Here is a 21495-nt window from a genome sequence, read left to right as displayed (position 1 = left end):
GATTTGCCGATAGTCAAGGCGACTCGCTGTCAGGAGTTGAAATTCTGACAGCCCGCCCCCACCACTGTTACTGAACCACTGACGAACCTTTCTTTCCATGCATGCAATCAGCCAGATTCGACTAACCTTCAATCAGGATCGCCCGGATCACCAACACGAGGACGACGGTTCTGCAGGCATTGCTGTTCAGGAGGCCAAGCCTGCTCTACAGGCGCCGCCGATGTACAAGGTGGTTTTGTTCAATGATGACTACACACCGATGGATTTCGTGGTCGAAGTGCTCGAGGTGTTTTTTAACCTGAACCGCGAGTTGGCGACCAAGGTAATGCTGGCCGTTCACACAGAAGGACGGGCAGTATGTGGAGTGTTTACCCGCGACATCGCCGAGACAAAGGCCATGCAGGTCAACCAGTACGCCAGGGAAAGCCAGCATCCGCTACTCTGTGAAATCGAGAAGGACGGTTAACGCCGACCACTTGGGTATGAGGTGAAGCTATGTTAAACCGCGAGCTCGAAGTCACCCTCAATCTTGCCTTCAAGGAGGCTCGCTCGAAGCGTCATGAATTCATGACCGTCGAGCACCTGCTGCTGGCACTTTTGGATAACGAAGCTGCCGCTACCGTTTTACGTGCGTGCGGCGCCAACCTCGACAAACTCAAGCATGACCTGCAGGAGTTTATCGACTCCACCACGCCGCTGATCCCCGTGCATGACGAGGATCGCGAAACCCAGCCAACCCTGGGCTTCCAGCGGGTACTGCAGCGTGCTGTGTTCCACGTACAGAGCTCCGGCAAGCGTGAAGTAACAGGCGCCAACGTGCTTGTTGCCATTTTCAGCGAACAGGAAAGCCAGGCCGTGTTCCTGCTCAAGCAGCAGAGCGTGGCCCGTATCGACGTGGTCAATTACATCGCCCACGGTATCTCCAAGGTGCCCGGGCACGGCGAGCATTCCGAGGGTGAGCAGGATATGCAGGACGACGAGGGCGGTGAGTCTTCTTCTTCAAGCAACCCGCTGGATGCCTATGCCAGCAACCTCAACGAGCTGGCGCGCCAGGGGCGGATCGATCCGCTGGTAGGGCGTGAGCTTGAGGTCGAGCGTGTGGCGCAGATCCTCGCGCGCCGGCGCAAGAACAACCCGCTGCTGGTGGGTGAGGCCGGTGTGGGTAAAACCGCAATCGCCGAAGGCCTGGCCAAGCGCATCGTCGACAATCAAGTGCCGGATCTGCTGGCCAATAGCGTCGTCTACTCCCTTGATCTCGGCGCGTTGCTCGCTGGCACCAAGTACCGTGGCGACTTCGAAAAGCGCTTCAAGGCGCTGCTCGGCGAGCTGAAAAAACGCCCGCAAGCCATTCTGTTCATCGACGAAATCCACACTATCATCGGTGCCGGTGCGGCGTCTGGCGGGGTGATGGATGCGTCCAACCTGCTCAAGCCGTTGCTGTCGTCGGGTGATATTCGTTGCATTGGTTCGACGACGTTCCAGGAATTTCGCGGCATCTTCGAAAAAGACCGTGCCTTGGCGCGACGCTTCCAGAAGGTCGACGTGTCCGAACCTTCGGTCGAAGACACCATTGGCATTCTGCGCGGGCTCAAGGGGCGTTTCGAGGCGCACCATGGCATCGAGTACACCGATGAGGCGCTGCGGGCTGCGGCGGAGCTTGCATCGCGCTACATCAATGACCGGCATATGCCGGACAAGGCCATCGACGTAATCGACGAGGCAGGCGCTTATCAACGCCTGCAGCCGGTCGAAAAACGTGTGAAGCGCATCGACGTGCCTCAGGTCGAGGACATCGTGGCGAAGATTGCGCGGATTCCGCCAAAACACGTCACCAGTTCCGACAAGGAGCTGCTGCGTAACCTGGAGCGCGACCTCAAGCTCACAGTGTTCGGCCAGGATGCTGCGATCGATTCGTTGTCCACGGCCATCAAGCTGTCGCGTGCGGGTCTCAAGTCGCCGGACAAGCCGGTGGGTTCGTTCCTGTTCGCAGGCCCTACCGGCGTCGGCAAGACCGAGGCGGCGCGACAACTGGCCAAGGCCATGGGGATAGAGCTGGTGCGCTTCGACATGTCCGAATATATGGAGCGCCACACCGTGTCGCGCCTGATCGGTGCGCCTCCGGGCTACGTCGGCTTCGATCAGGGCGGTCTGTTGACCGAGGCGATCACCAAGCAACCGCATTGCGTATTGCTGCTCGATGAAATCGAGAAGGCGCACCCGGAAGTCTTCAACCTGCTGCTGCAGGTGATGGACCACGGTACCCTGACCGACAACAACGGGCGCAAGGCGGACTTCCGCAACGTGATCGTGATCATGACCACCAACGCCGGTGCCGAAACTGCCGCGCGGGCCTCGATCGGCTTCAGTCATCAGGATCATTCTTCCGATGCGATGGAAGTGATCAAGAAGAGCTTTACGCCGGAGTTCCGCAACCGTCTGGACACCATCATCCAGTTTGGTCGCCTCAGCCATGAGGTTATCAAGAGCGTGGTGGACAAGTTCCTTACCGAGCTGCAGGCGCAGTTGGAAGACAAGCGCGTGCAACTGGACGTAACGGAGGCGGCGCGCAGCTGGATCGCCGAGGGTGGCTATGATGCGGCAATGGGCGCTCGCCCGATGGCGCGTCTGATCCAGGACAAGATCAAGCGGCCATTGGCTGAAGAGATCCTGTTCGGCGAACTTGCCGACCATGGCGGCGTGGTGCATATCGATTTGAAGGATGGCGAGCTGACCTTCGAGTTCGAGACCACGGCTGAAATGGCCTGATCGCTCCACAGCAATACCAAAGGCGCCGAAAGGCGCCTTTTTGCTGTCTGGGTCGGTCGGTTGATCACTGAAGATCAACTGTGGGAGCTGGCTTGCCTGCGATAGTGGTCTGTCAGCCACTACCTGCTTGGCTGATCCAATGCTATCGCAGGCAAGCCAGCTCCCACAGGGTCAAGTAGTGACTGTTAAATCGTGTGCACACAAAAACGCCCGGCATAACCGGGCGTTTTGTATTGACTTGCTTAGCGAGCGCGGTAAGTGATGCGCCCTTTGCTCAAGTCATAGGGCGTCAGCTCGACGCGCACTTTGTCACCGGTAAGAATACGGATGTAGTTCTTGCGCATCTTGCCGGAGATATGCGCGGTTACGACGTGCCCATTTTCCAACTCCACACGAAACATGGTGTTGGGCAGGGTGTCGACGACAGTGCCTTCCATTTCGAAGCTGTCTTCTTTCGACATGCAGTAAAGCCCTCGGTATCCAGTGAATGGCCCGGTGCAACTGCGCCAGGCAAAAGCGGCGTGCATTGTGCCCGAAAAAGGGTGTTCAAGCCAAGGGGTTCTAGTTAAGCGTGACCCATCTTTGATTAATCAGCAGCTCAATGGGCCGATATTGGGTCTTGTAGTTCATCTTTTGGCAGTTTTTGATCCAGTAACCGAGGTACACCGCTTCCAGTTCCTGGCGCAGCGTCTCGCTGATCTGCCACAGGATTGCAAAGCGTCCGAGGCTGCGGCGCTCTTCCCTGGGCTCGTAGAAGGTATAAACCGCCGACAGGCCATTGGGCAGCAAGTCGGTGACGGCGACGGCCACCAGACGACCCTCCAGGCGAAACTCGTAAAAACGCGAGAAGGGCAGGTCACGCACCAGAAAAGTGGAAAACTGGTCGCGGCTGGGCGGGAACATATCGCCGTCGGCATGCCGCTGTTCGATATAGCGCTGATAAAGGTCGAAGTATTCCTCGGTGAACCTGGGCAGGGCAGGCGTCACCGTCAGGTCGGCGTTGCGCTTGAGGATGCGCTTCTGGTTGCGGTCGGGCACAAACTGCGTCACCGGGATGCGCGCCGGGACGCAGGCATTGCAGTGCTGGCAGTGCGGTCGATACAGGTGATCGCCGCTGCGCCGAAACCCCATTTCCGAGAGGTCGGCGTACACATGCACGTCCATGGGCTGGCTGGGGTCGAGGAACAGCGTGGTGGCTTGCTCGTCGGGCAGATAGCTGCAGGAGTGGGCTTGAGTGGCATAAAACTTCAAGCGCGCCAGCTCGGTCATGATCAACCCTCGGGATAAGCTTTGAAATAAGTGTAAGCCAGGTGCGCGGATGTCGCCTAGGAAACCCACGGGCCTGCAGTGGGCTGATCCAGATGTTTGTGCAGGAAGTCGGCGAACTCACTGCGCGGGATGGCGCGCGCGCCGAGGCTGTGCAGGTGATCGTTGGGCATCTGGCAGTCGATCAGCACGAACCCCCAGGCCTGCAATTGCCGGGTGAGGGTGGCGAAGCCGAATTTAGAGGCATTGTCGGCGCGACTGAACATGGATTCGCCAAAGAATAGCTGGCCCATCGCCAGGCCATACAGCCCGCCCACCAGTTCGTCATCGTCCCATACCTCCACCGAATGCGCGTAACCGCGCTGGTGCAATGCCAGATACGCGTTCTGGATGCCTTCGGTGATCCAGGTGCCATCGGCGTAGCTGCGCGGCGCGGCGCAGGCCTGGATGACCGCAGCGAAGTCCTGATCGAAAGTGACCCTGTAGCGTTGCTGGCGCAGCAACTTGCCCAGGCTGCGTGATACATGCAGTTCGTCGGGGAATATCACCGTGCGCGGGTCCGGCGACCACCAGAGAATCGGCTGGCCCTCGGAAAACCAGGGGAAACAGCCGTGACGGTAGGCCTGGATCAGCCGTTCGGCCGACAGGTCGCCACCGGCGGCCAGCAATCCATTGGGTTCACGCATGGCCTTGGCCAGTGGCGGAAAAGTCAGGGTGTCGCGTTGTAACCAGGTCAGCATGGTATCCAGGCTTTGCGGAAGGGGAGGGGAGTGGCAGAAATGACGCCTGCCGCTTGAGCGGTGATTATTGTCGACGTGGCAGCGCACGACCAGTCCGAAGGGCACATTGTCGGGTATTAGCGTAAACGGGTGTTTCTGCAACTCTGTGCAAGGGGTGCGGTCGTAATCGGGTCGCGCGGATGCAGGCCCTTTGCCAAGCTTGCCTTGCCTGATAAAAACCGCGCATAAGCCTTTGTCAGCTAAGGCAATGCATGCTCAAATTGAACAGGCCATGACACGCCAATTGTTCAGGCTGGCGCGCAAGGTGCAAGTGTATGGCATCACGCACGCAAATCCGTACAATGCGGCCATTGTGTGGCGTTATCGCCATTTCGCCTGTCCCTCGCCCTGTGTTAACAGTAGATTCACCCATATTCGTTTATTTTTCAGCTGCTCGGATTGGGCAGCGTGTGCAGTCATTCAACAGATGGACGCGCCCAAGGCGCAGGAAAAGACCCGTTTTGAAGAAATCCGCCGCAACACCCAAAGCAGCAGTCGTGCCGGCCTGGCGCCAGCACCTGCACTACCGACTCAAGGAAGGCGCGCTGATTGCCATCGGTGCCCTGTGCCTGTTCCTGATGATGGCCTTGCTCACCTACGGCAAGGACGATCCCGGCTGGAGCCACAACAGCAAGATCGAAGACGTGCAGAACTTCGGCGGCCCTGCCGGTTCCTACAGCGCCGATATCCTGTTCATGGTGCTGGGTTATTTCGCCTATATCTTCCCGTTGCTGCTGGCGATCAAGACCTGGCAGATCTTCCGCCAGCGTCACGAACCGTGGCAGTGGAGCGGCTGGCTGTTCTCCTGGCGCCTGATCGGCCTGGTGTTTTTGGTGCTGTCCGGTGCGGCGCTGGCGCATATTCACTTCCATGCACCCACCGGTCTGCCGGCGGGTGCGGGCGGGGCGCTGGGTGAAAGCCTCGGCGACCTGGCACGCAAGAGCCTGAATATCCAGGGCAGCACGTTGATGTTCATCGCGCTGTTCCTGTTCGGCCTTACGGTGTTCACCGACCTGTCGTGGTTCAAGGTGATGGACGTGACCGGCAAGATCACCCTCGACCTGCTGGAGCTGTTCCAGAGCGCCGCCAACCGCTGGTGGTCGGCCCGTGTCGAGCGCAAACGCATGGTGGCGCAGTTGCGCGAAGTGGATACCCGCGTCAACGAGGTGGTCGCGCCGAGCACGCCGGACCGCCGCGAGCAGGCCAAGGTCAAGGAGCGCCTGATCGAGCGCGAGCAGGCCCTGAGCAAACACATGTCGGACCGCGAGAAGCAGGTGCCGCCGGTGATCGCCCCGGCACCGGCAAAGGCGCCCGAGCCGAGCAATCGCGTGCAGAAAGAAAAACAGGCGCCGTTGTTCATCGACAGCGCCGTGGAAGGCACCTTGCCGCCGATCTCGATTCTCGATCCGGCCGAAAAGAAACAACTCAACTATTCCCCCGAATCCCTGGCGGCGGTCGGCCACCTGCTGGAAATCAAACTCAAGGAATTCGGCGTTGAAGTCTCGGTGGACTCGATCCACCCGGGCCCGGTGATCACCCGTTACGAAATTCAGCCGGCTGCCGGTGTAAAGGTCAGCCGTATTTCCAACCTGGCCAAAGACCTGGCCCGCTCCCTGGCCGTAACCAGCGTGCGCGTGGTGGAAGTGATCCCCGGCAAGACCACCGTGGGTATCGAGATTCCCAACGAAGACCGCCAGATCGTGCGCTTCTCCGAAGTGCTGTCGACCCCGGAATACGACAACTTCAAGTCCCCCGTCACCCTGGCCCTGGGTCATGACATCGGCGGCAAGCCGGTGATCACCGACCTGGCGAAAATGCCCCACCTGCTGGTAGCCGGTACCACCGGTTCCGGTAAGTCGGTGGGTGTGAACGCGATGATCCTGTCGATCCTGTTCAAGTCCGGCCCGGACGACGCCAAGCTGATCATGATCGACCCGAAGATGCTCGAACTGTCGATTTATGAAGGCATTCCGCACCTGCTGTGCCCGGTGGTCACCGACATGAAGGACGCCGCCAACGCCCTGCGCTGGAGCGTGGCCGAGATGGAACGGCGCTACAAGCTGATGGCCAAGATGGGCGTGCGTAACCTGTCGGGCTTCAATGCCAAGGTCAAGGAAGCCCAGGACGCCGGCACGCCGCTGACCGACCCGCTGTACAAGCGCGAAAGCATTCACGACGAGGCACCGCTTTTGACCAAGTTGCCGACCATCGTGGTGGTGGTCGACGAATTTGCCGACATGATGATGATCGTCGGCAAGAAGGTCGAAGAACTGATCGCGCGGATCGCCCAGAAAGCGCGTGCCGCCGGTATCCACTTGATCCTCGCCACCCAGCGCCCGTCGGTGGACGTGATCACCGGCCTGATCAAGGCCAACATCCCGACGCGCATGGCGTTCCAGGTGTCGAGCAAGATCGACTCACGCACCATCATCGACCAGGGCGGTGCCGAGCAGCTGCTGGGCCACGGCGACATGCTCTACATGCCGCCCGGCACCAGCCTGCCGATTCGCGTGCATGGCGCCTTCGTGTCCGATGACGAAGTGCACCGCGTGGTGGAAGCGTGGAAACTGCGCGGTGCGCCGGAATACAACGACGACATCCTCGCCGGGGTGGAAGAGGCCGGCAGCGGCTTCGACGGCGGTAGCGGCGGCGGCGACGATGATGCCGAAACCGATGCGCTCTATGACGAAGCCGTGGCCTTCGTGCTGGAAAGCCGCCGCGCCTCGATCTCCGCCGTGCAGCGCAAGCTGAAGATCGGCTACAACCGCGCCGCGCGCATGATCGAATCGATGGAAAACGCCGGCGTCGTCACTGCAATGAACACCAACGGCTCGCGCGAAGTGATTGCCCCCGGGCAGGCGCGCGACTGACTCCCGCGCCGCGTGGCAGCACGCGGCGCGCCCTGATTACTCAATGAGGACTCCCATGCGCCTTATCCGCATGCTGTTGTTGCCGGCCCTGGCCCTGACCGCTGTTTCGGCGCACGCCGACCCGGCCTCCGTCGCCAGCCTGAAAAACCTGCTGGACAAATCCCAGACCCTGACCGCGCGCTTTTCCCAACTGACTCTGGACGCTGGCGGCACCCGCCTGCAGGAAACCGCCGGTGAGATGGCCGTGCAGCGCCCCGGCCTGTTCTACTGGCACACCGAAGGCAAGTCCGAGCAGACCATCGTCTCCGACGGCCAGAAGGTTACGCTGTGGGATCCGGATCTGGAGCAGGCAACCATCAAGAAGCTCGATCCGCGCCTGAATCAGACCCCGGCGCTGCTGTTGTCCGGTGATGTGTCGAAAATCAACGATAGCTTCGACATCACTTCCAAACAGACCAGCAACGTGATCGAGTTCACCCTCAAGCCCAAATCCAGGGACACGCTGTTTGACAGCCTGCAACTGTCGTTCGGCAATGGGGTGATCAACAACATGCGCCTGATCGACAGCGTCGGCCAGCGCACCGATATCCTCTTCACCGGGGTCAAGGCCAATACACCGGTGCCCGCATCCAGGTTCAAGTTCGACATCCCCAAGGGTGCCGATGTGATCCAGGAATAAACTGCCCAGAGGTTACAAACGCTGCCCATGGACCTGTTTCGAAGTGACCCGATTGCCCAGCCCCTGGCCGCGCGCCTGCGCTCGACCAACCTGGATGAGTATGTCGGTCAGGAACACCTGCTCGCGCGCGGCAAGCCCCTGCGCGAAGCCCTGGAGCAGGGTGCGCTGCACTCGATGATCTTCTGGGGGCCGCCCGGCGTGGGCAAGACCACCCTGGCGCGCCTGCTGGCCAAAGTTTCGGATGCACACTTTGAAACGGTCTCGGCGGTGCTCGCCGGGGTCAAGGAAATCCGCCAGGCGGTGGAAGTCGCCAAGCAGCAGGCGGGTCAGTACGGCAAGCGCACCATCCTGTTTGTCGACGAAGTGCATCGCTTCAACAAGTCGCAGCAGGATGCGTTTCTGCCCTACGTGGAGGATGGCACGCTGATCTTTATCGGTGCCACCACCGAAAACCCTTCCTTTGAACTCAACAACGCCTTGCTCTCGCGGGCGCGGGTCTATGTGCTCAAGAGCCTGGACGCCGCCGCCATGCAGAAGCTGTTGCAGCGCGCTTTGGGCGAAGAGAAGGGCCTGGGCAAGCGCCAGTTGAGCGTCAGCGACGAAGGCTTTCAGATTCTGCTCACCGCCGCCGATGGTGATGGCCGGCGCTTTCTCAACCTGTTGGAAAACGCCTCGGACCTGGCCGAAGACGGCAGCGAGATTGGCGTCGACCTCCTGCAGAGCCTGCTGGGTGATACGCGCCGACGCTTCGACAAGGGCGGCGAAGCTTTCTACGACCAGATTTCGGCGTTGCACAAATCGGTACGCGGCTCCAACCCGGACGGCGCGTTGTACTGGTTTGCACGGATGATCGATGGCGGTTGCGACCCGTTGTACCTGGCGCGCCGCGTGGTGCGCATGGCCAGCGAGGACATTGGCAACGCCGACCCGCGCGCGCTGAGCCTGTGCCTCGCCGCCTGGGATGTGCAAGAGCGCCTCGGCAGCCCGGAGGGTGAGCTGGCGGTGGCCCAGGCCATCACTTATCTTGCCTGCGCGCCAAAAAGCAATGCGGTGTACATGGGCTTCAAGTCGGCGCTGCGCGCGGCGGCCGAACACGGCTCTCTCGAAGTGCCGATGCACCTGCGCAATGCGCCGACCAAGCTGATGAAGCAACTGGGCTACGGCGATGAATACCGCTACGCCCACGATGAGCCGGACGCCTATGCTGCCGGCGAAGATTACTTCCCCGATGAGCTTGAGCCGTTGCCCCTCTACCAGCCGGTGCCCCGTGGCCTGGAGCTGAAGATCGGCGAGAAGCTCAATCACCTCGCTCAACTCGACCGTCTCAGCCCCAGGCAGCGGAGAAAGTAGTGCTCAAGACAATTCTTGCCGTGTCCGCTGCCGGCATCGCTGGTACATTATTGCGTTTCGCCACCGGTACGTGGGTGAGCGCCAACTGGCCGAAGCATTTTTACGCGGCAACCCTGGCGGTCAACCTGGTGGGCTGCCTGATTATCGGGTTGCTGTACGGCTGGTTCCTGTTGCGCCCGGAAGTGCCGATTGAGATTCGCGCCGGCTTGATTGTCGGCTTTGTAGGCGGTCTGACGACCTTTTCATCCTTTTCACTGGACACGCTGCGCCTGCTGGAAAGCGGCCAGGCGCTGGTTGCCTTCGGGTACCTGGGCATCAGCGTGTTCGGCGGGCTGCTCGCCACCTGGGCCGGCCTGTCCTTGACCAAACTTTGATAAACGAGAGACCGACATGCTCGATTCCAAACTGTTACGTAGCAACCTTCAGGACGTAGCGGACCGCCTCGCATCCCGTGGCTTTGCCTTGGATGTTGCGCGCATCGAAGCGCTGGAAGAACAGCGCAAGACCGTCCAGACCCGCACCGAAGCACTGCAGGCTGAACGTAATGCGCGCTCCAAATCCATCGGCCAGGCCAAGCAGCGTGGCGAAGACATCGCGCCGTTGATGGCGGACGTCGAGCGCATGGGCAGCGAGCTGTCCGAGGGCAAGGTCGAGCTGGACAGGATCCAGTCCGAGCTGGATTCGATCCTGTTGGGCATCCCCAATATCCCTCACGAGTCGGTGCCGATTGGCGCCGACGAAGACGGCAACCTCGAAGTGCGTCGCTGGGGCACGCCCAAAGCGTTTGATTTCGAGATCAAGGACCACGTGGCCCTGGGCGAACTGAGCGGCGGCCTGGATTTCGAAACCGCTGCCAAAATGTCCGGCGCGCGCTTTGCCTTGCTGCGTGGCCCGATTGCGCGCATGCATCGTGCCCTGGCGCAGTTCATGATCAACCTGCACACCGCCGAGCACGGTTACGAGGAGGCCTACACGCCTTACCTGGTACAGGCGCCGGCGCTGATGGGCACCAGCCAGTTGCCCAAGTTCGAAGAAGATCTGTTCAAGATCAGCCGCGACGGCGAAGCCGACCTGTACCTGATCCCGACCGCCGAAGTGTCGCTGACCAACATCGTCGCCGGCGAGATCCTCGACGCCAAACAGCTGCCGCTCAAGTTCGTTGCCCACAGCCCGTGTTTCCGCAGCGAAGCCGGCGCCTCGGGTCGTGATACCCGCGGCATGATCCGTCAGCACCAGTTCGACAAGGTCGAAATGGTGCAGGTAGTCGAACCCTCCAAGTCGATGGAAGCGCTCGAAGGCCTGACCGCCAACGCCGAACGCGTGCTGCAACTGCTTGAGCTGCCCTACCGCGTATTGGCGCTGTGCACCGGCGACATGGGCTTCAGCGCCGTGAAGACCTACGATCTGGAAGTGTGGGTGCCGAGCCAGGACAAATACCGCGAGATTTCGTCGTGCTCCAATTGCGGCGATTTCCAGGCGCGACGCATGCAGGCGCGTTTCCGCAACCCGGAAACCGGCAAACCGGAGCTGGTGCACACCCTTAACGGGTCGGGCCTTGCCGTTGGCCGTACCCTGGTGGCCGTGTTGGAAAACTACCAGCAGGCCGATGGTTCGATCCGCGTGCCGGAGGTGCTCAAGCCTTACATGGCGGGCGTCGAGGTCATCGGTTAAATGGAATTTCTGCCGCTGTTTCATAACCTGCGCGGCAGTCGTGTACTGGTCGTCGGCGGTGGGGAAATTGCCTTGCGCAAATCCCGGCTGCTGGCCGAGGCCGGTGCGTTGCTGCAGGTGGTTGCTCCCCAGGTCGAAGGCCAGTTGCATGAACTGGTGCTGGGCAGTGGCGGGGAGGTCGTGCTGCGCGGCTATCAGGAAGCCGACCTCGACGGTTGCGTGCTGGTGATCGCGGCCACCGACGACGAGCCGTTGAACGCGCAGGTATCCAGTGATGCCAAGCGTCGTTGCGTGCCGGTCAATGTGGTGGATGCGCCGGCCTTGTGCAGCGTGATTTTCCCGGCGATTGTCGACCGCTCGCCGCTGGTGATCGCCGTGTCCAGCGGCGGCGATGCGCCGGTGTTGGCGCGGCTGATTCGCGCCAAGCTGGAAACCTGGATTCCGTCGACTTACGGTCAACTGGCTGGCCTGGCGGCACGCTTTCGCGCTCAGGTCAAAGGCTTGTACCCGGATGTGCAGCAACGCCGCGCGTTCTGGGAAGAGGTGTTTCAAGGCCCGATTGCCGACCGTCAGTTGGCCGGGCAGGGCGCTGAAGCCGAGCGCCTGTTGATCGAAAAGGTTAATGGTGCGCCGCCCTATGCGCCGGGCGAGGTATATCTGGTAGGCGCTGGCCCTGGCGACCCGGACCTGCTGACCTTCCGCGCCCTGCGCCTGATGCAGCAGGCCGACGTGGTGCTGTACGACCGCCTGGTGGCTCCGGCGATTTTGGATCTGTGTCGCCGCGATGCCGAGCGGGTGTACGTCGGCAAGCGTCGCGCTGAACACGCGGTGCCACAGGAGCAGATCAACCAGCAATTGGTCAGCCTGGCCAAGCAGGGCAAGCGCGTGCTGCGCCTCAAGGGTGGCGATCCATTCATCTTTGGACGTGGCGGGGAAGAAATCGAAGAGCTGGCCGCTCACGGCATCCCGTTCCAGGTGGTGCCGGGGATCACCGCGGCCAGCGGTTGCGCGGCTTATGCTGGAATTCCGCTGACCCATCGCGACTATGCGCAATCGGTGCGTTTCATCACCGGGCATTTGAAGAACGGCACCTCGGACCTGCCCTGGCGTGATCTGGTAGGCCCGTCGCAGACCCTGGTGTTTTACATGGGGTTGATCGGTTTGCCGATCATCTGCGAGCAGTTGATCCAGCATGGCCGCGCGCCGGACACCCCGGCGGCGTTGATCCAGCAAGGTACCACCGCCAACCAGCGCGTCTTCACCGGCACCCTGGCCGACCTGCCGCGCATGGTGGCGGAGCATGAAGTGCATGCGCCGACACTGGTGATCGTGGGTGAGGTGGTGGTGTTGCGTGAAAAACTCAAATGGTTCGAAGGCGCCCAGGCCCAGGTCTGACATCGCCTCCTTATGGCAACCCCTTTTTTGGGGCAAACCCGCCTGTTGTGGCGAGCGGGCTTATTGTGGCGAGCGGGCTTGCCCCGCGTTGGGGTGCGTAGCGCCCCCAATCCAGCAAAACGCGGTGTACCTGATACGGCTCAGCGCCTGGTTTTGGGGCTGCTTCGCAGCCCAGCGCAGGACAAGCCTGCTCGCCACAGTTAACTGAAGGCAGGCCCGCTTCCCAAAGTGCAGTCAGCCGTGAACGCCCTGGCCAGTCAGCCTGTTGCGATCATGTGCGCCGTCAAACCTCTGCAACGGCCCCTTCGGCACAATCCCGGTAGGATTGATCATGCGATGGCTGGCATAGTAATGCCCCTTGATATGCGCAAAATCCACCGTCTCGGCCACCCCTGGCCACTGATACATCTCCCGTAGCCAGTTCGACAAATTCGCATAATCGGCAATCCGGCGCAGATTGCATTTGAAGTGACTGTAATACACCGCATCAAAGCGAATCAGCGTGGTAAACAAGCGCACATCCGCCTCGGTCAGGTACTCACCGGCCAGGTAGCGATGCGTGCCCAGGTGCTGTTCCAGAGAGTCCAGTTCGGCAAACACATCATCAAATGCACTTTCGTACGCCTGCTGCGATGTGGCAAAGCCCGCCCGGTACACGCCGTTGTTGACGGCCGGGTAGATGCGCTCGTTCAGGGCGTCGATGGTCGGGCGCAGGTGCTCGGGGTAAAAGTCCAGGGTGTTGCCGGTCAACGCGTTGAACGCGCTGTTGAACATGCGGATGATCTCCGCCGATTCATTGCTCACGATACGTTTGAGTTTTTTGTCCCATAGCACCGGCACGGTGACGCGCCCGGTGTAGTTGGCGGTGTCCGCGGTATAGCGTTGGTGCATGAACTGGAAATCATCCAGTGCGTCGCCGGTGGAGCCGTGGGCCTTGTCGAACGTCCAGCCGTTTTCCAGCATCAACCAGCTGACCACCGACACATCGATCAGGCTTTCCAGACCCTTGAGTTTGCGCAGGATCAGGGTGCGGTGCGCCCATGGGCACGCCAGCGACACGTAGAGGTGATAGCGTCCGGCCTCGGCCGCAAAGCCGCCTTCGCCGCTCGGGCCGGGCGCGCCGTCGGCGGTCACCCAATGACGGCGTTGTGCCTGTTCGCGTTGAAACGCGCCATCTGCGCTACTTTCGTACCACTGGTCTTTCCAGTGTCCTTCGATCAGCAAACCCATGATTGGCTCCTTGGCTATTAAGCGTTGGAGCCCAGTCTAAAGGCGTGAGTTCGAACTAAAAGCGCAAATACCCGGCGACAATCATCGATTAAATCGATTTGTTCCGCGCTTCCCAGTACTGCCGAGCCCGTTCGAACGCCTGCTCCCGCGGCTGGCCAAGGCCGCGCAGGGCCAGGGCCATGGTCGCGATCAGCGCCAGTTGCGGGTAGCTGTCCTCGACCTCGCCGCGCCATAGCGCCTTTAAATGCTCGGGTTCCAGGCTTGCCGGTTTGACGTGGCGCTGCGCGGAGAGGGCGGGCCATTCTTCGTCCCAGCTCTGGCCGCCCGTGGTGCCGTACAAGTGGCTGACGCTGTCGGGGTTGATCTCGATCTCGCCGCCGTCGCCCTTCACCACAATTACGTTATCGCCCAGCAGGCCGCTGGCATCGCGGTGCACGCCTTGATAACCAGGGTGGAAGATACTTTGCAGGCCACAACGGGCCTTCAGCGGGTTGAGCAGGCGCGCCAGCGAGTGGATCGGCGAACGCAGGCCCAGGGTGTTGCGCAAGTCGATCATGCGTTGCAACTGCGGCGCCCAGTCGCCCAGCGGGATAAACGCCAGGTTGCCCTGTTCATAAGCCGCCTCGACCTGTTGCCAGGTGCGGCACAGGGGCATTTGCAGGGTTTCAAGCAATTGTTCGGTGTACAGCCGACCGGCCGTGTGTGCGCCGCCGCCGTGCATCAGGATGCGTACGCCGTTCTGCGCCAGGCACTTGGCCGCCAGCAGGAACCACGGCAGGTGGCGCTTTTTGCCGGCATAGGTGGGCCAGTCGATGTCCACGTTCAGTGCGGGAGCATTCAGGCGCTCGCGCACGGCTTCGGTGAAGCCGGCGAGTTCTTCCGGGCTTTCTTCCTTGTGGCGCAGCAGCATGAGGAAGGCGCCGAGCTGGGTGTCTTCGACCTTTTCGTCGAGCAACATGCCCATGGCTTCGCGGGCTTCGGCGCGGGTCAGGTTGCGCGCACCGCGCTTGCCTTTGCCGAGGATGCGCACGAACGGCGCAAACGGGTGCTCTTCAGGCGTTGCGAGGGTAAGCGGGGCAAAGTCGGTCATAAGCAATTCGTCGGCCTGGGCAGGCCCGCCAGCTTGGCGGCGAGTTTGGCGGGAGTGCCGTTGAACAGTTTATTGAGGTGCAGGCTGTTGCCCTTTTCCGGGCCCAGCTTCAGGGCGGTGTACTTGATCAGCGGGCGCGTGGCCGGGGACAGCTGGAACTCGGCATAAAAACCGCGCAGCAACTCGAGGATTTCCCAGTGCGCCGGCGTCAGTGCCAGGCCTTCGGCAGCGGCGAGGGCGTTGGCGACGTCCACCGACCAGTCGTTGAGGTCGACGAGGTAGCCGTCCTTGTCCAGTTCGAGGCAGCGCGCGCCTACGGTGAGGGTGTTCATAGCCAGGTGTTGACCTTGTCGTAGTCGACGCACAGCTGCACGAAGCCCGGGTAGTCGACGCTGTCGGCCCAGTCGGGCAATGGCAGGTTGCGTGCCTGGCTGTCTTCGGCCAGCACGAAGACTTTTACGCCTTTGCCTTGCAGGGCCGCGTTTTGCAGGCCGTAGGCGCCGTCGCCGCAGAGCAGGATCGCGTCCTCGGCGCCACAGATGCGCAGGCAGCTGTCGAGGCGGGTGTCGGTGAACGGGGAATGGGAGAGCACGTGGAGAGTCGACATCAGAGGGTTATCACCTGGTCGTAACGGTCGAGCAAATGGGCAATGGCGTCGCTGCCCAGGCCTTGAGCACTGGCCGGCGCATTCAGTCCGCGTACTTCCAGGCTATGGTTGCAGGCGAACACGTCGTCGATGCCGAACAGCTCCAGCGCTTGCAGGTTGGCGCCCAGATCCTTCTGCTGCACGGCCCTGGCGTTCTGGTCCGAGGCCAGCTGAAACACGCCGTCGTCCATGAACAGCAGGCCGATCGGCAGATCGAACGCGCCACCGGCCAGCACGATGTCCAGGGCTTCCCGTGCGCTGGGTCCGGACCACGGCGCCTGGCGGCTGATCACCAACAAGGATTTGGACATGTCACGGCCCTCCAAAGCAGATCAGGCGGTCGGCGTCCTGGATAGCGTCGTGCAATTGCCCCAGGCCCGACAATGCCCAGGGTGCATCCAGGTTCACCGCGCTGCGTTGATAACGCGCGGCCTCTTCGCTGTTGAGCACGCCACGGCGCAGGGCGGCGGCGATGCACACCACGCCATCGAGCTGATGCTGGCTGACAAATTCACGCCACTGACGCGTGATGTCTTGCTCATCCTGCGGCGTGACGATGTTGTTGGACGCGCTGTACACGCCATCCTGGTAGAAGAACAGCCGCACGATCTCGTGCCCGCCAGCCAATGCCGCCTGGGCGAAGAGCAAGGCGCGGCGCGAGGAGGGCGCATGGGCGGCGCTATACAGTGCAATCGCGAACTTCATGGAACACTCGGCAAACAAACGTGGGCCCATGATAAAGCGGCTGCCGCGAAAAAGCCCGCCGTGATCAAAGTGGTGGGGTGATCGGCCGGGCGCTGTCGCAGGCAAGCCAGCCCCCACATTTGACTGCATTCACCGAGCCAAGCGTGGAAGAAGGCTTGCTCCCGATGAGGCCCTCATTCCACCCGGGTTTCCCCGCTGAACACCAACGTCTGTCGACACCGTCGACACAGATACCGCCGCCCCTGAGCCACCATGCCATGGCGCTGCGCGGAAAACGCAAAGTCGCTGTCGGCACACGGGCAGCGGTAAATGTAGCGGGTCACCTGGCGGCGCTTGACCGCGTAGGTGTGACAGCGATCCGGCGGCAGTTCATAAACGCCGCGCATGATCAGTTGCCATTCCTCGCCGTGGGGCTGGATACGCTCGCCAAACAGTTGGTGGGCAATCAGATGCGCCACTTCGTGGGCCACGGTCTGTTTCAGGAAATGCTGGGTGTTTTCGCGGTACAGCTGTGGATTGAAACGCAGCAGGTTTTCGTGCAAATGCGCGACACCGGCTTTCTGGCCCCGCAGCTTGAGGCTGATTTGCGGGCGTTTGAAGCTTCGTTTGAAAAAGGATTCGGCTTGCAGGAAACAATCTTCGACGCGGGTATTGAGTGGCTCGGACATGCTGTATCTATCTCCAGAGCGGTCCAGTATGCCGCAAAGCGCAGTGTTTTCGAATCTGTCAGGCGCCGAATGGTCATCGCCCAGGATTTGAAGGCTTGGCGTGCGCATTGGAACTTCAGCGGTCTTATCGGTAAAATGCTGCGCTTTTGTCACACATCTCCAGCGGATCCAAGCGCCATGGGCACTCTTACGGTCAACCAGAACAAATTGCAAAAACGCCTGCGTCGCCTGGCCGGTGAGGCGGTTGCCGATTTCAACATGATCGAGGACGGCGACAAGGTCATGGTCTGCCTCTCCGGCGGCAAAGACAGCTATACGATGCTCGATGTGTTGTTGCACCTGCAAAAGGTCGCGCCGATCAAGTTCGACATCGTCGCCGTCAACATGGACCAGAAACAGCCGGGCTTTCCCGAACATGTGCTGCCGGCCTACCTCAAGGCATTGGGCGTGGAGTACCACATCGTCGAGAAAGACACCTATTCGGTGGTCAAGGCACTGATTCCCGAAGGCAAGACCACCTGCTCGCTGTGCTCGCGCCTGCGACGCGGCACGCTCTACACCTTTGCCGACGAGATCGGCGCGACCAAGATGGCGCTGGGTCACCATCGTGACGATATCGTCGAAACCTTCTTTCTCAATATGTTCTTCAACGGCTCGCTCAAGGCCATGCCGCCCAAGCTGCGTGCCGATGACGGGCGCAACGTGGTGATCCGGCCGCTGGCGTATTGCAACGAAAAGGATATCCAGGCCTACTCCGACCTCAAGCAGTTTCCGATCATCCCGTGCAACCTGTGCGGCTCCCAGGAAAACCTGCAGCGCCAGGTGGTCAAGGAGATGCTGCTGGATTGGGAGCGCAAGACCCCGGGGCGTACCGAAAGCATCTTTCGCAGCCTGCAGAATGTGATCCCGTCGCAGTTGGCCGACCGCAACCTGTTCGATTTCAACAGCCTGCGTATCGATGAGAGCGCCGCCTCGCGCTTCGTCAATGTAGTGAACCTCTGAGTCTCTGCAACGCTCTGAAGGACGGCGCTCATGGGCGCCGTTTTCATTTCAATCCCCGGGAGAGGGCATGCGCGATTACAAGTGGCTGAACGAATATTGTCTGAACCGCTTCGGCTCGGCGGCCAAGCTGGAAGCCCACCTGCCAACGCCCAAAACGCCGGCGCAGCTGCGCAAGATCAGCGATGACCGCTACCTGTCGACCCTGGCGTTGCGGGTGTTTCGCGCAGGCTTGAAGCACAGCGTGGTGGACGCCAAGTGGCCGGCATTCGAGCAGGTATTCTTCGGCTTCGACCCGGAGAAAGTGGTGCTGATGGGCGCCGAGCACCTGGAACGGCTGATGCAGGACACGCGCATCATCCGCCACCTGGGCAAGCTCAAGAGTGTGCCGCGCAACGCGCAGATGATTCTGGACATCGAGCAGGAAAAGGGCAGCTTCGGCGCATTTGTCGCCGACTGGCCGGTGACCGATATCGTCGGATTATGGAAGTACCTGAGCAAGCACGGCCACCAGTTGGGCGGGCTGTCGGCGCCGCGCTTTTTGCGCATGGTCGGCAAGGACACCTTTGTGCCCAGTGACGACGTGGTGGCGGCGCTGAATGCGCAGAAGATCGTCGACAGGGCCCCGACCAGCCTTCGCGATCTGGCGGCTGTGCAGGGTGCGTTCAACCAATGGCACGCCGAGAGCGGGCGGCCGATGTGTCAGTTGTCGATGATGCTGGCGTATACCGTCAATCATTGAGACCCACGGGAGCCCTTCGCGGGCAACCCCGCTCCCACATTTGGCATGCCTTGCAAAATGTGGGGGAGGGGTGGCAGAACCTTAGCCTGGTTGGCCGTCCAACAGCCGGGCGGTGTTTGCCAGGCGCTGGCCCAGGGCGCGGCACAGCGCAGTTTCATGTTGATCGAGCAGGCGCTTGCCGTCCGCTCCGGCATGGTGGCTCGCGCCGTAGGGCGTGCCGCCGCCCTGTGTGTCGAGCAGCGCCTGTTCGCTGTAGGGCAGGCCGGTGATCAGCATGCCGTGGTGCAGCAACGGCAGCAGCATCGACATCAGTGTGGTTTCCTGGCCGCCATGCAGGCTGGCGGTGGAGGTGAACACCCCGGCCGGCTTGCCGACGAGGGCGCCGGTGAGCCACAGGTTGCTGGTGCCATCAAGAAAGTACTTGAGCGGCGCGGCCATGTTGCCAAAGCGCGTCGGGCTGCCCAGGGCCAGGGCCGAGCAGTTCTTCAGGTCGTCCAGGCTCGCATACAGCGCGCCTTCTTGCGGAATACTCGGCGCCACGGCTTCGCACTCGGCGGAAATCGCCGGCACCGTGCGCAGGCGCGCTTCCAGCCCGCCTTGCTCGACGCCGCGGGCAATCTGCCGCGCCATCTCGCTCACCGAGCCATTGCGGCTGTAATACAGCACCAGCACATACGGCGTACTCACGGCAAAATCTCCAGTATCTTCTCGGGCGGGCGACCAATGACGGCCTTGTCGGCGGTTTCCAGGATCGGGCGTTCCATCAACTTTGGATGCTCGGCGATGGCGGCGATCACCTGGGCTTCGCTCAAGGTGGCGTCGGCCAGGTCGAGGGTCTTGTATTCGTCTTCACCGGTGCGCAGCAACTGGCGCGCGGTGATGCCGAGCTTGCCAAGCAACGCCGTCAGTTGCGCGGCGTTCAGAGGGGTTTCGAGGTAGCGCACCACGGTTGGGGCGAGGCCGCGGGCTTCAAGCAGTTCGAGCGCACCGCGGGATTTCGAGCAGCGCGGGTTGTGATAAAGCGTCAGATCGGTCATGTGCGGGTCGCATCTTGCGTAAGGTGGCGGGTATTCTACCCGCGTGGCGGCCCGTCCTTAAACCGTAAGAGGCAACCGGTCGCAGCCCACGTTCATTTTTGCGAAGGATTACTCCATGACAAGGCGACTGATCGGTGCATTGGCGATCATCACAACCCTGCTGCTCAGCGGCTGCGGCAACGACTACGGCGTCGACCAGTACGGCCAGAAAGTGGCGGCAGAGCGCCTGGACAAACAGTGGCTGGTGGTCAACTACTGGGCGGAATGGTGTGGCCCGTGCCGCACGGAAATCCCCGAGCTCAATGCGTTGTCTGAACAGCTCAAAGCCCAGAACGTCGGCGTGTTCGGGGTCAATTTCGACAATGTGCAAGGCGAGGAACTCAAGGCCGCCAGCGAGAAGCTGGGGATCAAGTTCACCGTATTGGCGCAGAACCCCGAAGAACTCTTTGATATTCCGCGCAGCGAGGCGTTGCCGGTGACCTACATCATTGACGACAAGGGCAAGGTGCGCGAGCAGTTGATGGGCGAGCAGACGGCGGCGGGGGTGTTGGCCAAACTCAAGGCATTGCGCGGCTAAATGTGAGAGGGGGCTTGCTCCCGATAGCGGTGTGTCAGTCAACCGATGTATGGACTGACACGCTGCCATCGGGGGCAAGCCCCCTCCCTCATTGGGTGTGCGTCAACTCTGCGATCAGCCTTCTTCAAGCCACAGGCGAATCGGTTTGCCTTCGGCCGGCCAGAAGCGGGTCTGTTCGATGGGCGAGAGGTCCCAGCGTTGCACGCCTTGCAGGGCCTGAAAGAAGCGCTGTTCCTGCTCCATCAGGGCTGCGGCGCAGAGCTTGCGGGTGCTGCCGATTTTGCCGAAGCTGAGGGCGTTACCGTTGACGGTGTAGGGCGCAAACCAGTGGTTGCAGCCACCGTTGCCGTAAGCGCGGCCATCGGCGCCGAGGGTGACCGTCAGGTTCGCGTCATCCATCAGCGGCCGTTCACCGATCCATTCCACCACGTAGCTGTGATCCTGCTTGAGCGTGACCGTGTTACCGGCGCAACCGCTCAGGCCAGCTGCAAGGGCGACGAGCAGCAGGCCTCTCATTGTGCGGCCTGCTGGCATTTCGGGCAGCGGTGCCTGTCGCCATCGCTGGTCCAGCCCAACTCCTTGATACGCGCGTTGGCCGCCGGTTGCAGCGGCGCTTTGGTCAGTTTGGTTTCAACGGCAAATTCAAATTCCAGCACGCTGTCGCAGCTGTCGCAGTTGACCTTCCAGGTGTGAATCTCCAGCTCGCCGAATTGCGGCCCGTGGGCCATGGCAACCCACTGGCCGGCAGGGCGGATCGAGTAGCGTGCGTCCCCTTCGACGGTCAGTCGCATCGACAGCGTTTTACTGCCGCGCAGGGTGACGATCAGCACGTCGCCATGCTTGATCGAACCGCCGTTGCCGGTCACTTGGTAACGGCCCGGCACCAGGGCGCGGCATTCGATGAGGGTGTGTTGCGGGCTCAGCAAGCTGAAGCGGAAATCGTGTTCGGCCATGGATCCTCCAAATAGGCGCGGCATCCTATCACGGGTGCCTGCCTATCATGAGCCCGGTATGTGACCGCTGAT

At 61.4% G+C, this 21495-nt stretch carries 25 protein-coding genes; 11 read left to right on the top strand and 14 right to left on the bottom strand.

All coding sequences use genetic code 11. The annotated features are described in order from the left end of the window. Positions 1–97: 97 nt before the first annotated feature. Both clpS and clpA read left to right on the top strand, forming a co-directional pair. Complete coding sequence (gene clpS, locus H045_RS11115) at positions 98–466, top strand: ATP-dependent Clp protease adapter ClpS (RefSeq protein WP_003232108.1); 369 nt, start codon at positions 98–100, stop codon at positions 464–466. Positions 467–495: 29 nt separating this feature from the next. Beyond that, positions 496–2766 carry an ATP-dependent Clp protease ATP-binding subunit ClpA gene (clpA, locus tag H045_RS11110; RefSeq protein ID WP_003232110.1) on the top strand — a complete coding sequence of 757 codons (2271 nt, stop codon included), beginning with the start codon at positions 496–498 and terminating at the stop codon, positions 2764–2766. Positions 2767–3008: 242 nt separating this feature from the next. Here clpA and infA read toward each other — a convergent pair whose 3' ends face one another. From infA to aat, 3 genes are all read right to left on the bottom strand, one after another. Continuing rightward, positions 3009–3227: a translation initiation factor IF-1 gene (gene infA, locus H045_RS11105; RefSeq protein ID WP_002553999.1), complete on the bottom strand. Its 219-nt coding sequence runs from the start codon at positions 3225–3227 to the stop codon at positions 3009–3011. Positions 3228–3327: 100 nt separating this feature from the next. Continuing rightward, positions 3328–4035 (bottom strand): arginyltransferase, encoded by a 708-nt coding sequence (locus tag H045_RS11100; RefSeq protein ID WP_003232112.1) that lies wholly within the window; start codon positions 4033–4035, stop codon positions 3328–3330. Between the two features lie 56 nt (positions 4036–4091). Further along, complete coding sequence (aat, locus tag H045_RS11095) at positions 4092–4772, bottom strand: leucyl/phenylalanyl-tRNA--protein transferase (protein ID WP_015372404.1); 681 nt, start codon at positions 4770–4772, stop codon at positions 4092–4094. A 500-nt stretch (positions 4773–5272) separates the two neighbouring features. Between aat and H045_RS11090 the strand changes: the two genes are divergently transcribed. Genes H045_RS11090 through cysG form a run of 6 tightly spaced genes read left to right on the top strand, consistent with a single transcriptional unit; the run spans position 5273 to position 12776 of the window. Further along, the gene (locus H045_RS11090) at positions 5273–7681 is read left to right on the top strand and encodes a DNA translocase FtsK (protein ID WP_015372403.1); all 2409 of its coding nucleotides are present in this window, start codon (positions 5273–5275) and stop codon (positions 7679–7681) included. A 55-nt stretch (positions 7682–7736) separates the two neighbouring features. Then, positions 7737–8360 carry an outer membrane lipoprotein periplasmic chaperone LolA gene (lolA, locus tag H045_RS11085; RefSeq protein WP_003232118.1) on the top strand — a complete coding sequence of 208 codons (624 nt, stop codon included), beginning with the start codon at positions 7737–7739 and terminating at the stop codon, positions 8358–8360. A gap of 27 nt (positions 8361–8387) precedes the next feature. Continuing rightward, entirely contained in the window at positions 8388–9710 is a 1323-nt protein-coding gene (locus H045_RS11080) for a replication-associated recombination protein A (RefSeq protein ID WP_003232120.1), read from the top strand. Next, on the top strand, positions 9710–10084 hold the full coding sequence (crcB, locus tag H045_RS11075) for a fluoride efflux transporter CrcB (protein ID WP_003232122.1): 375 nt from the start codon (positions 9710–9712) through the stop codon (positions 10082–10084). Before H045_RS11080 ends, crcB begins: the two co-directional genes overlap by 1 nt. Positions 10085–10100: 16 nt before the next feature. After that, positions 10101–11381 carry a serine--tRNA ligase gene (gene serS / locus H045_RS11070; RefSeq protein WP_003232123.1) on the top strand — a complete coding sequence of 427 codons (1281 nt, stop codon included), beginning with the start codon at positions 10101–10103 and terminating at the stop codon, positions 11379–11381. Beyond that, the gene (cysG, locus tag H045_RS11065; protein WP_003232124.1) at positions 11382–12776 is read left to right on the top strand and encodes a siroheme synthase CysG; all 1395 of its coding nucleotides are present in this window, start codon (positions 11382–11384) and stop codon (positions 12774–12776) included. It abuts the gene before it with no gap. Between the two features lie 234 nt (positions 12777–13010). Here the strand turns inward: cysG and H045_RS11060 are convergent, their stop codons facing one another. The 7 genes from H045_RS11060 to H045_RS11030 form a co-directional block, all read right to left on the bottom strand. Continuing rightward, a complete protein-coding gene (locus tag H045_RS11060) occupies positions 13011–14006 on the bottom strand; it encodes a glutathione S-transferase family protein (protein ID WP_015372402.1) in 996 nt (331 codons plus the stop codon). An 88-nt stretch (positions 14007–14094) separates the two neighbouring features. Beyond that, entirely contained in the window at positions 14095–15096 is a 1002-nt protein-coding gene (locus H045_RS11055) for a glycosyl transferase family protein (RefSeq protein ID WP_015372401.1), read from the bottom strand. Continuing rightward, positions 15093–15428, bottom strand: a complete 336-nt coding sequence (locus H045_RS11050) for a TusE/DsrC/DsvC family sulfur relay protein (protein WP_003232128.1) — start codon at positions 15426–15428, stop codon at positions 15093–15095. The genes H045_RS11055 and H045_RS11050 overlap by 4 nt, the downstream gene beginning before the upstream one ends. Continuing rightward, positions 15425–15703, bottom strand: coding sequence for a sulfurtransferase complex subunit TusB (gene tusB / locus H045_RS11045; RefSeq protein ID WP_003232130.1), 279 nt, complete (start codon positions 15701–15703; stop codon positions 15425–15427). Before tusB ends, H045_RS11050 begins: the two co-directional genes overlap by 4 nt. Further along, complete coding sequence (gene tusC / locus H045_RS11040) at positions 15703–16053, bottom strand: sulfurtransferase complex subunit TusC (protein WP_015372400.1); 351 nt, start codon at positions 16051–16053, stop codon at positions 15703–15705. Before tusC ends, tusB begins: the two co-directional genes overlap by 1 nt. Position 16054: 1 nt before the next feature. Then, positions 16055–16447: a sulfurtransferase complex subunit TusD gene (gene tusD, locus H045_RS11035; protein ID WP_015372399.1), complete on the bottom strand. Its 393-nt coding sequence runs from the start codon at positions 16445–16447 to the stop codon at positions 16055–16057. Positions 16448–16620: 173 nt separating this feature from the next. Beyond that, entirely contained in the window at positions 16621–17115 is a 495-nt protein-coding gene (locus H045_RS11030) for a SprT family zinc-dependent metalloprotease (protein WP_003232136.1), read from the bottom strand. 177 nt (positions 17116–17292) lie between these two features. Between H045_RS11030 and ttcA the strand changes: the two genes are divergently transcribed. Both ttcA and H045_RS11020 read left to right on the top strand, forming a co-directional pair. Continuing rightward, a complete protein-coding gene (gene ttcA / locus H045_RS11025) occupies positions 17293–18117 on the top strand; it encodes a tRNA 2-thiocytidine(32) synthetase TtcA (RefSeq protein WP_015372398.1) in 825 nt (274 codons plus the stop codon). Between the two features lie 67 nt (positions 18118–18184). Then, a complete protein-coding gene (locus H045_RS11020; RefSeq protein WP_015372397.1) occupies positions 18185–18856 on the top strand; it encodes a DNA-3-methyladenine glycosylase I in 672 nt (223 codons plus the stop codon). A gap of 81 nt (positions 18857–18937) precedes the next feature. Here the strand turns inward: H045_RS11020 and wrbA are convergent, their stop codons facing one another. Both wrbA and arsC read right to left on the bottom strand, forming a co-directional pair. Continuing rightward, a complete protein-coding gene (gene wrbA / locus H045_RS11015) occupies positions 18938–19543 on the bottom strand; it encodes an NAD(P)H:quinone oxidoreductase (protein WP_015372396.1) in 606 nt (201 codons plus the stop codon). Continuing rightward, a complete protein-coding gene (gene arsC / locus H045_RS11010) occupies positions 19540–19893 on the bottom strand; it encodes an arsenate reductase (glutaredoxin) (RefSeq protein WP_015372395.1) in 354 nt (117 codons plus the stop codon). Before arsC ends, wrbA begins: the two co-directional genes overlap by 4 nt. Before the next feature lie 115 nt (positions 19894–20008). On the opposite strand from arsC, the gene H045_RS11005 reads away from it, so the two are divergent. Further along, positions 20009–20470, top strand: coding sequence for a TlpA disulfide reductase family protein (locus H045_RS11005; protein ID WP_003232144.1), 462 nt, complete (start codon positions 20009–20011; stop codon positions 20468–20470). 114 nt (positions 20471–20584) lie between these two features. Here H045_RS11005 and H045_RS11000 read toward each other — a convergent pair whose 3' ends face one another. Next, positions 20585–20986 carry an META domain-containing protein gene (locus H045_RS11000; protein ID WP_003232146.1) on the bottom strand — a complete coding sequence of 134 codons (402 nt, stop codon included), beginning with the start codon at positions 20984–20986 and terminating at the stop codon, positions 20585–20587. After that, a complete protein-coding gene (locus H045_RS10995) occupies positions 20983–21423 on the bottom strand; it encodes a hypothetical protein (protein ID WP_003232149.1) in 441 nt (146 codons plus the stop codon). The genes H045_RS11000 and H045_RS10995 overlap by 4 nt, the downstream gene beginning before the upstream one ends. Positions 21424–21495 lie beyond the last annotated feature (72 nt).

This window comes from Pseudomonas poae RE*1-1-14, from assembly GCF_000336465.1.
Classification (GTDB): domain Bacteria; phylum Pseudomonadota; class Gammaproteobacteria; order Pseudomonadales; family Pseudomonadaceae; genus Aquipseudomonas; species Aquipseudomonas poae.
Note: the sequence above shows the minus strand (reverse complement) of the source record. Positions and strands in the feature narration are given on the sequence as shown.

What these genes read in the sequence shown, in the direction of transcription:
- arsC (WP_015372395.1), bottom strand. Translation starts at nt 19,893, where the DNA reads ATGACCGATCTGACGCTTTATCACAACCCGCGCTGCTCGAAATCCCGC.
- H045_RS11060 (WP_015372402.1), bottom strand. Translation starts at nt 14,006, where the DNA reads ATGGGTTTGCTGATCGAAGGACACTGGAAAGACCAGTGGTACGAAAGT.
- H045_RS11020 (WP_015372397.1), top strand. Translation starts at nt 18,185, where the DNA reads ATGCGCGATTACAAGTGGCTGAACGAATATTGTCTGAACCGCTTCGGC.
- clpS (WP_003232108.1), top strand. Translation starts at nt 98, where the DNA reads ATGCATGCAATCAGCCAGATTCGACTAACCTTCAATCAGGATCGCCCG.
- H045_RS11030 (WP_003232136.1), bottom strand. Translation starts at nt 17,115, where the DNA reads ATGTCCGAGCCACTCAATACCCGCGTCGAAGATTGTTTCCTGCAAGCC.
- H045_RS11055 (WP_015372401.1), bottom strand. Translation starts at nt 15,096, where the DNA reads ATGACCGACTTTGCCCCGCTTACCCTCGCAACGCCTGAAGAGCACCCG.
- H045_RS10995 (WP_003232149.1), bottom strand. Translation starts at nt 21,423, where the DNA reads ATGGCCGAACACGATTTCCGCTTCAGCTTGCTGAGCCCGCAACACACC.
- infA (WP_002553999.1), bottom strand. Translation starts at nt 3,227, where the DNA reads ATGTCGAAAGAAGACAGCTTCGAAATGGAAGGCACTGTCGTCGACACC.
- lolA (WP_003232118.1), top strand. Translation starts at nt 7,737, where the DNA reads ATGCGCCTTATCCGCATGCTGTTGTTGCCGGCCCTGGCCCTGACCGCT.
- H045_RS11050 (WP_003232128.1), bottom strand. Translation starts at nt 15,428, where the DNA reads ATGAACACCCTCACCGTAGGCGCGCGCTGCCTCGAACTGGACAAGGAC.
- H045_RS11100 (WP_003232112.1), bottom strand. Translation starts at nt 4,035, where the DNA reads ATGACCGAGCTGGCGCGCTTGAAGTTTTATGCCACTCAAGCCCACTCC.
- tusB (WP_003232130.1), bottom strand. Translation starts at nt 15,703, where the DNA reads ATGTCGACTCTCCACGTGCTCTCCCATTCCCCGTTCACCGACACCCGC.
- serS (WP_003232123.1), top strand. Translation starts at nt 10,101, where the DNA reads ATGCTCGATTCCAAACTGTTACGTAGCAACCTTCAGGACGTAGCGGAC.
- aat (WP_015372404.1), bottom strand. Translation starts at nt 4,772, where the DNA reads ATGCTGACCTGGTTACAACGCGACACCCTGACTTTTCCGCCACTGGCC.
- tusD (WP_015372399.1), bottom strand. Translation starts at nt 16,447, where the DNA reads ATGAAGTTCGCGATTGCACTGTATAGCGCCGCCCATGCGCCCTCCTCG.
- ttcA (WP_015372398.1), top strand. Translation starts at nt 17,293, where the DNA reads ATGGGCACTCTTACGGTCAACCAGAACAAATTGCAAAAACGCCTGCGT.
- clpA (WP_003232110.1), top strand. Translation starts at nt 496, where the DNA reads ATGTTAAACCGCGAGCTCGAAGTCACCCTCAATCTTGCCTTCAAGGAG.
- H045_RS11005 (WP_003232144.1), top strand. Translation starts at nt 20,009, where the DNA reads ATGACAAGGCGACTGATCGGTGCATTGGCGATCATCACAACCCTGCTG.
- H045_RS11080 (WP_003232120.1), top strand. Translation starts at nt 8,388, where the DNA reads ATGGACCTGTTTCGAAGTGACCCGATTGCCCAGCCCCTGGCCGCGCGC.
- H045_RS11000 (WP_003232146.1), bottom strand. Translation starts at nt 20,986, where the DNA reads ATGAGAGGCCTGCTGCTCGTCGCCCTTGCAGCTGGCCTGAGCGGTTGC.
- tusC (WP_015372400.1), bottom strand. Translation starts at nt 16,053, where the DNA reads ATGTCCAAATCCTTGTTGGTGATCAGCCGCCAGGCGCCGTGGTCCGGA.
- cysG (WP_003232124.1), top strand. Translation starts at nt 11,382, where the DNA reads ATGGAATTTCTGCCGCTGTTTCATAACCTGCGCGGCAGTCGTGTACTG.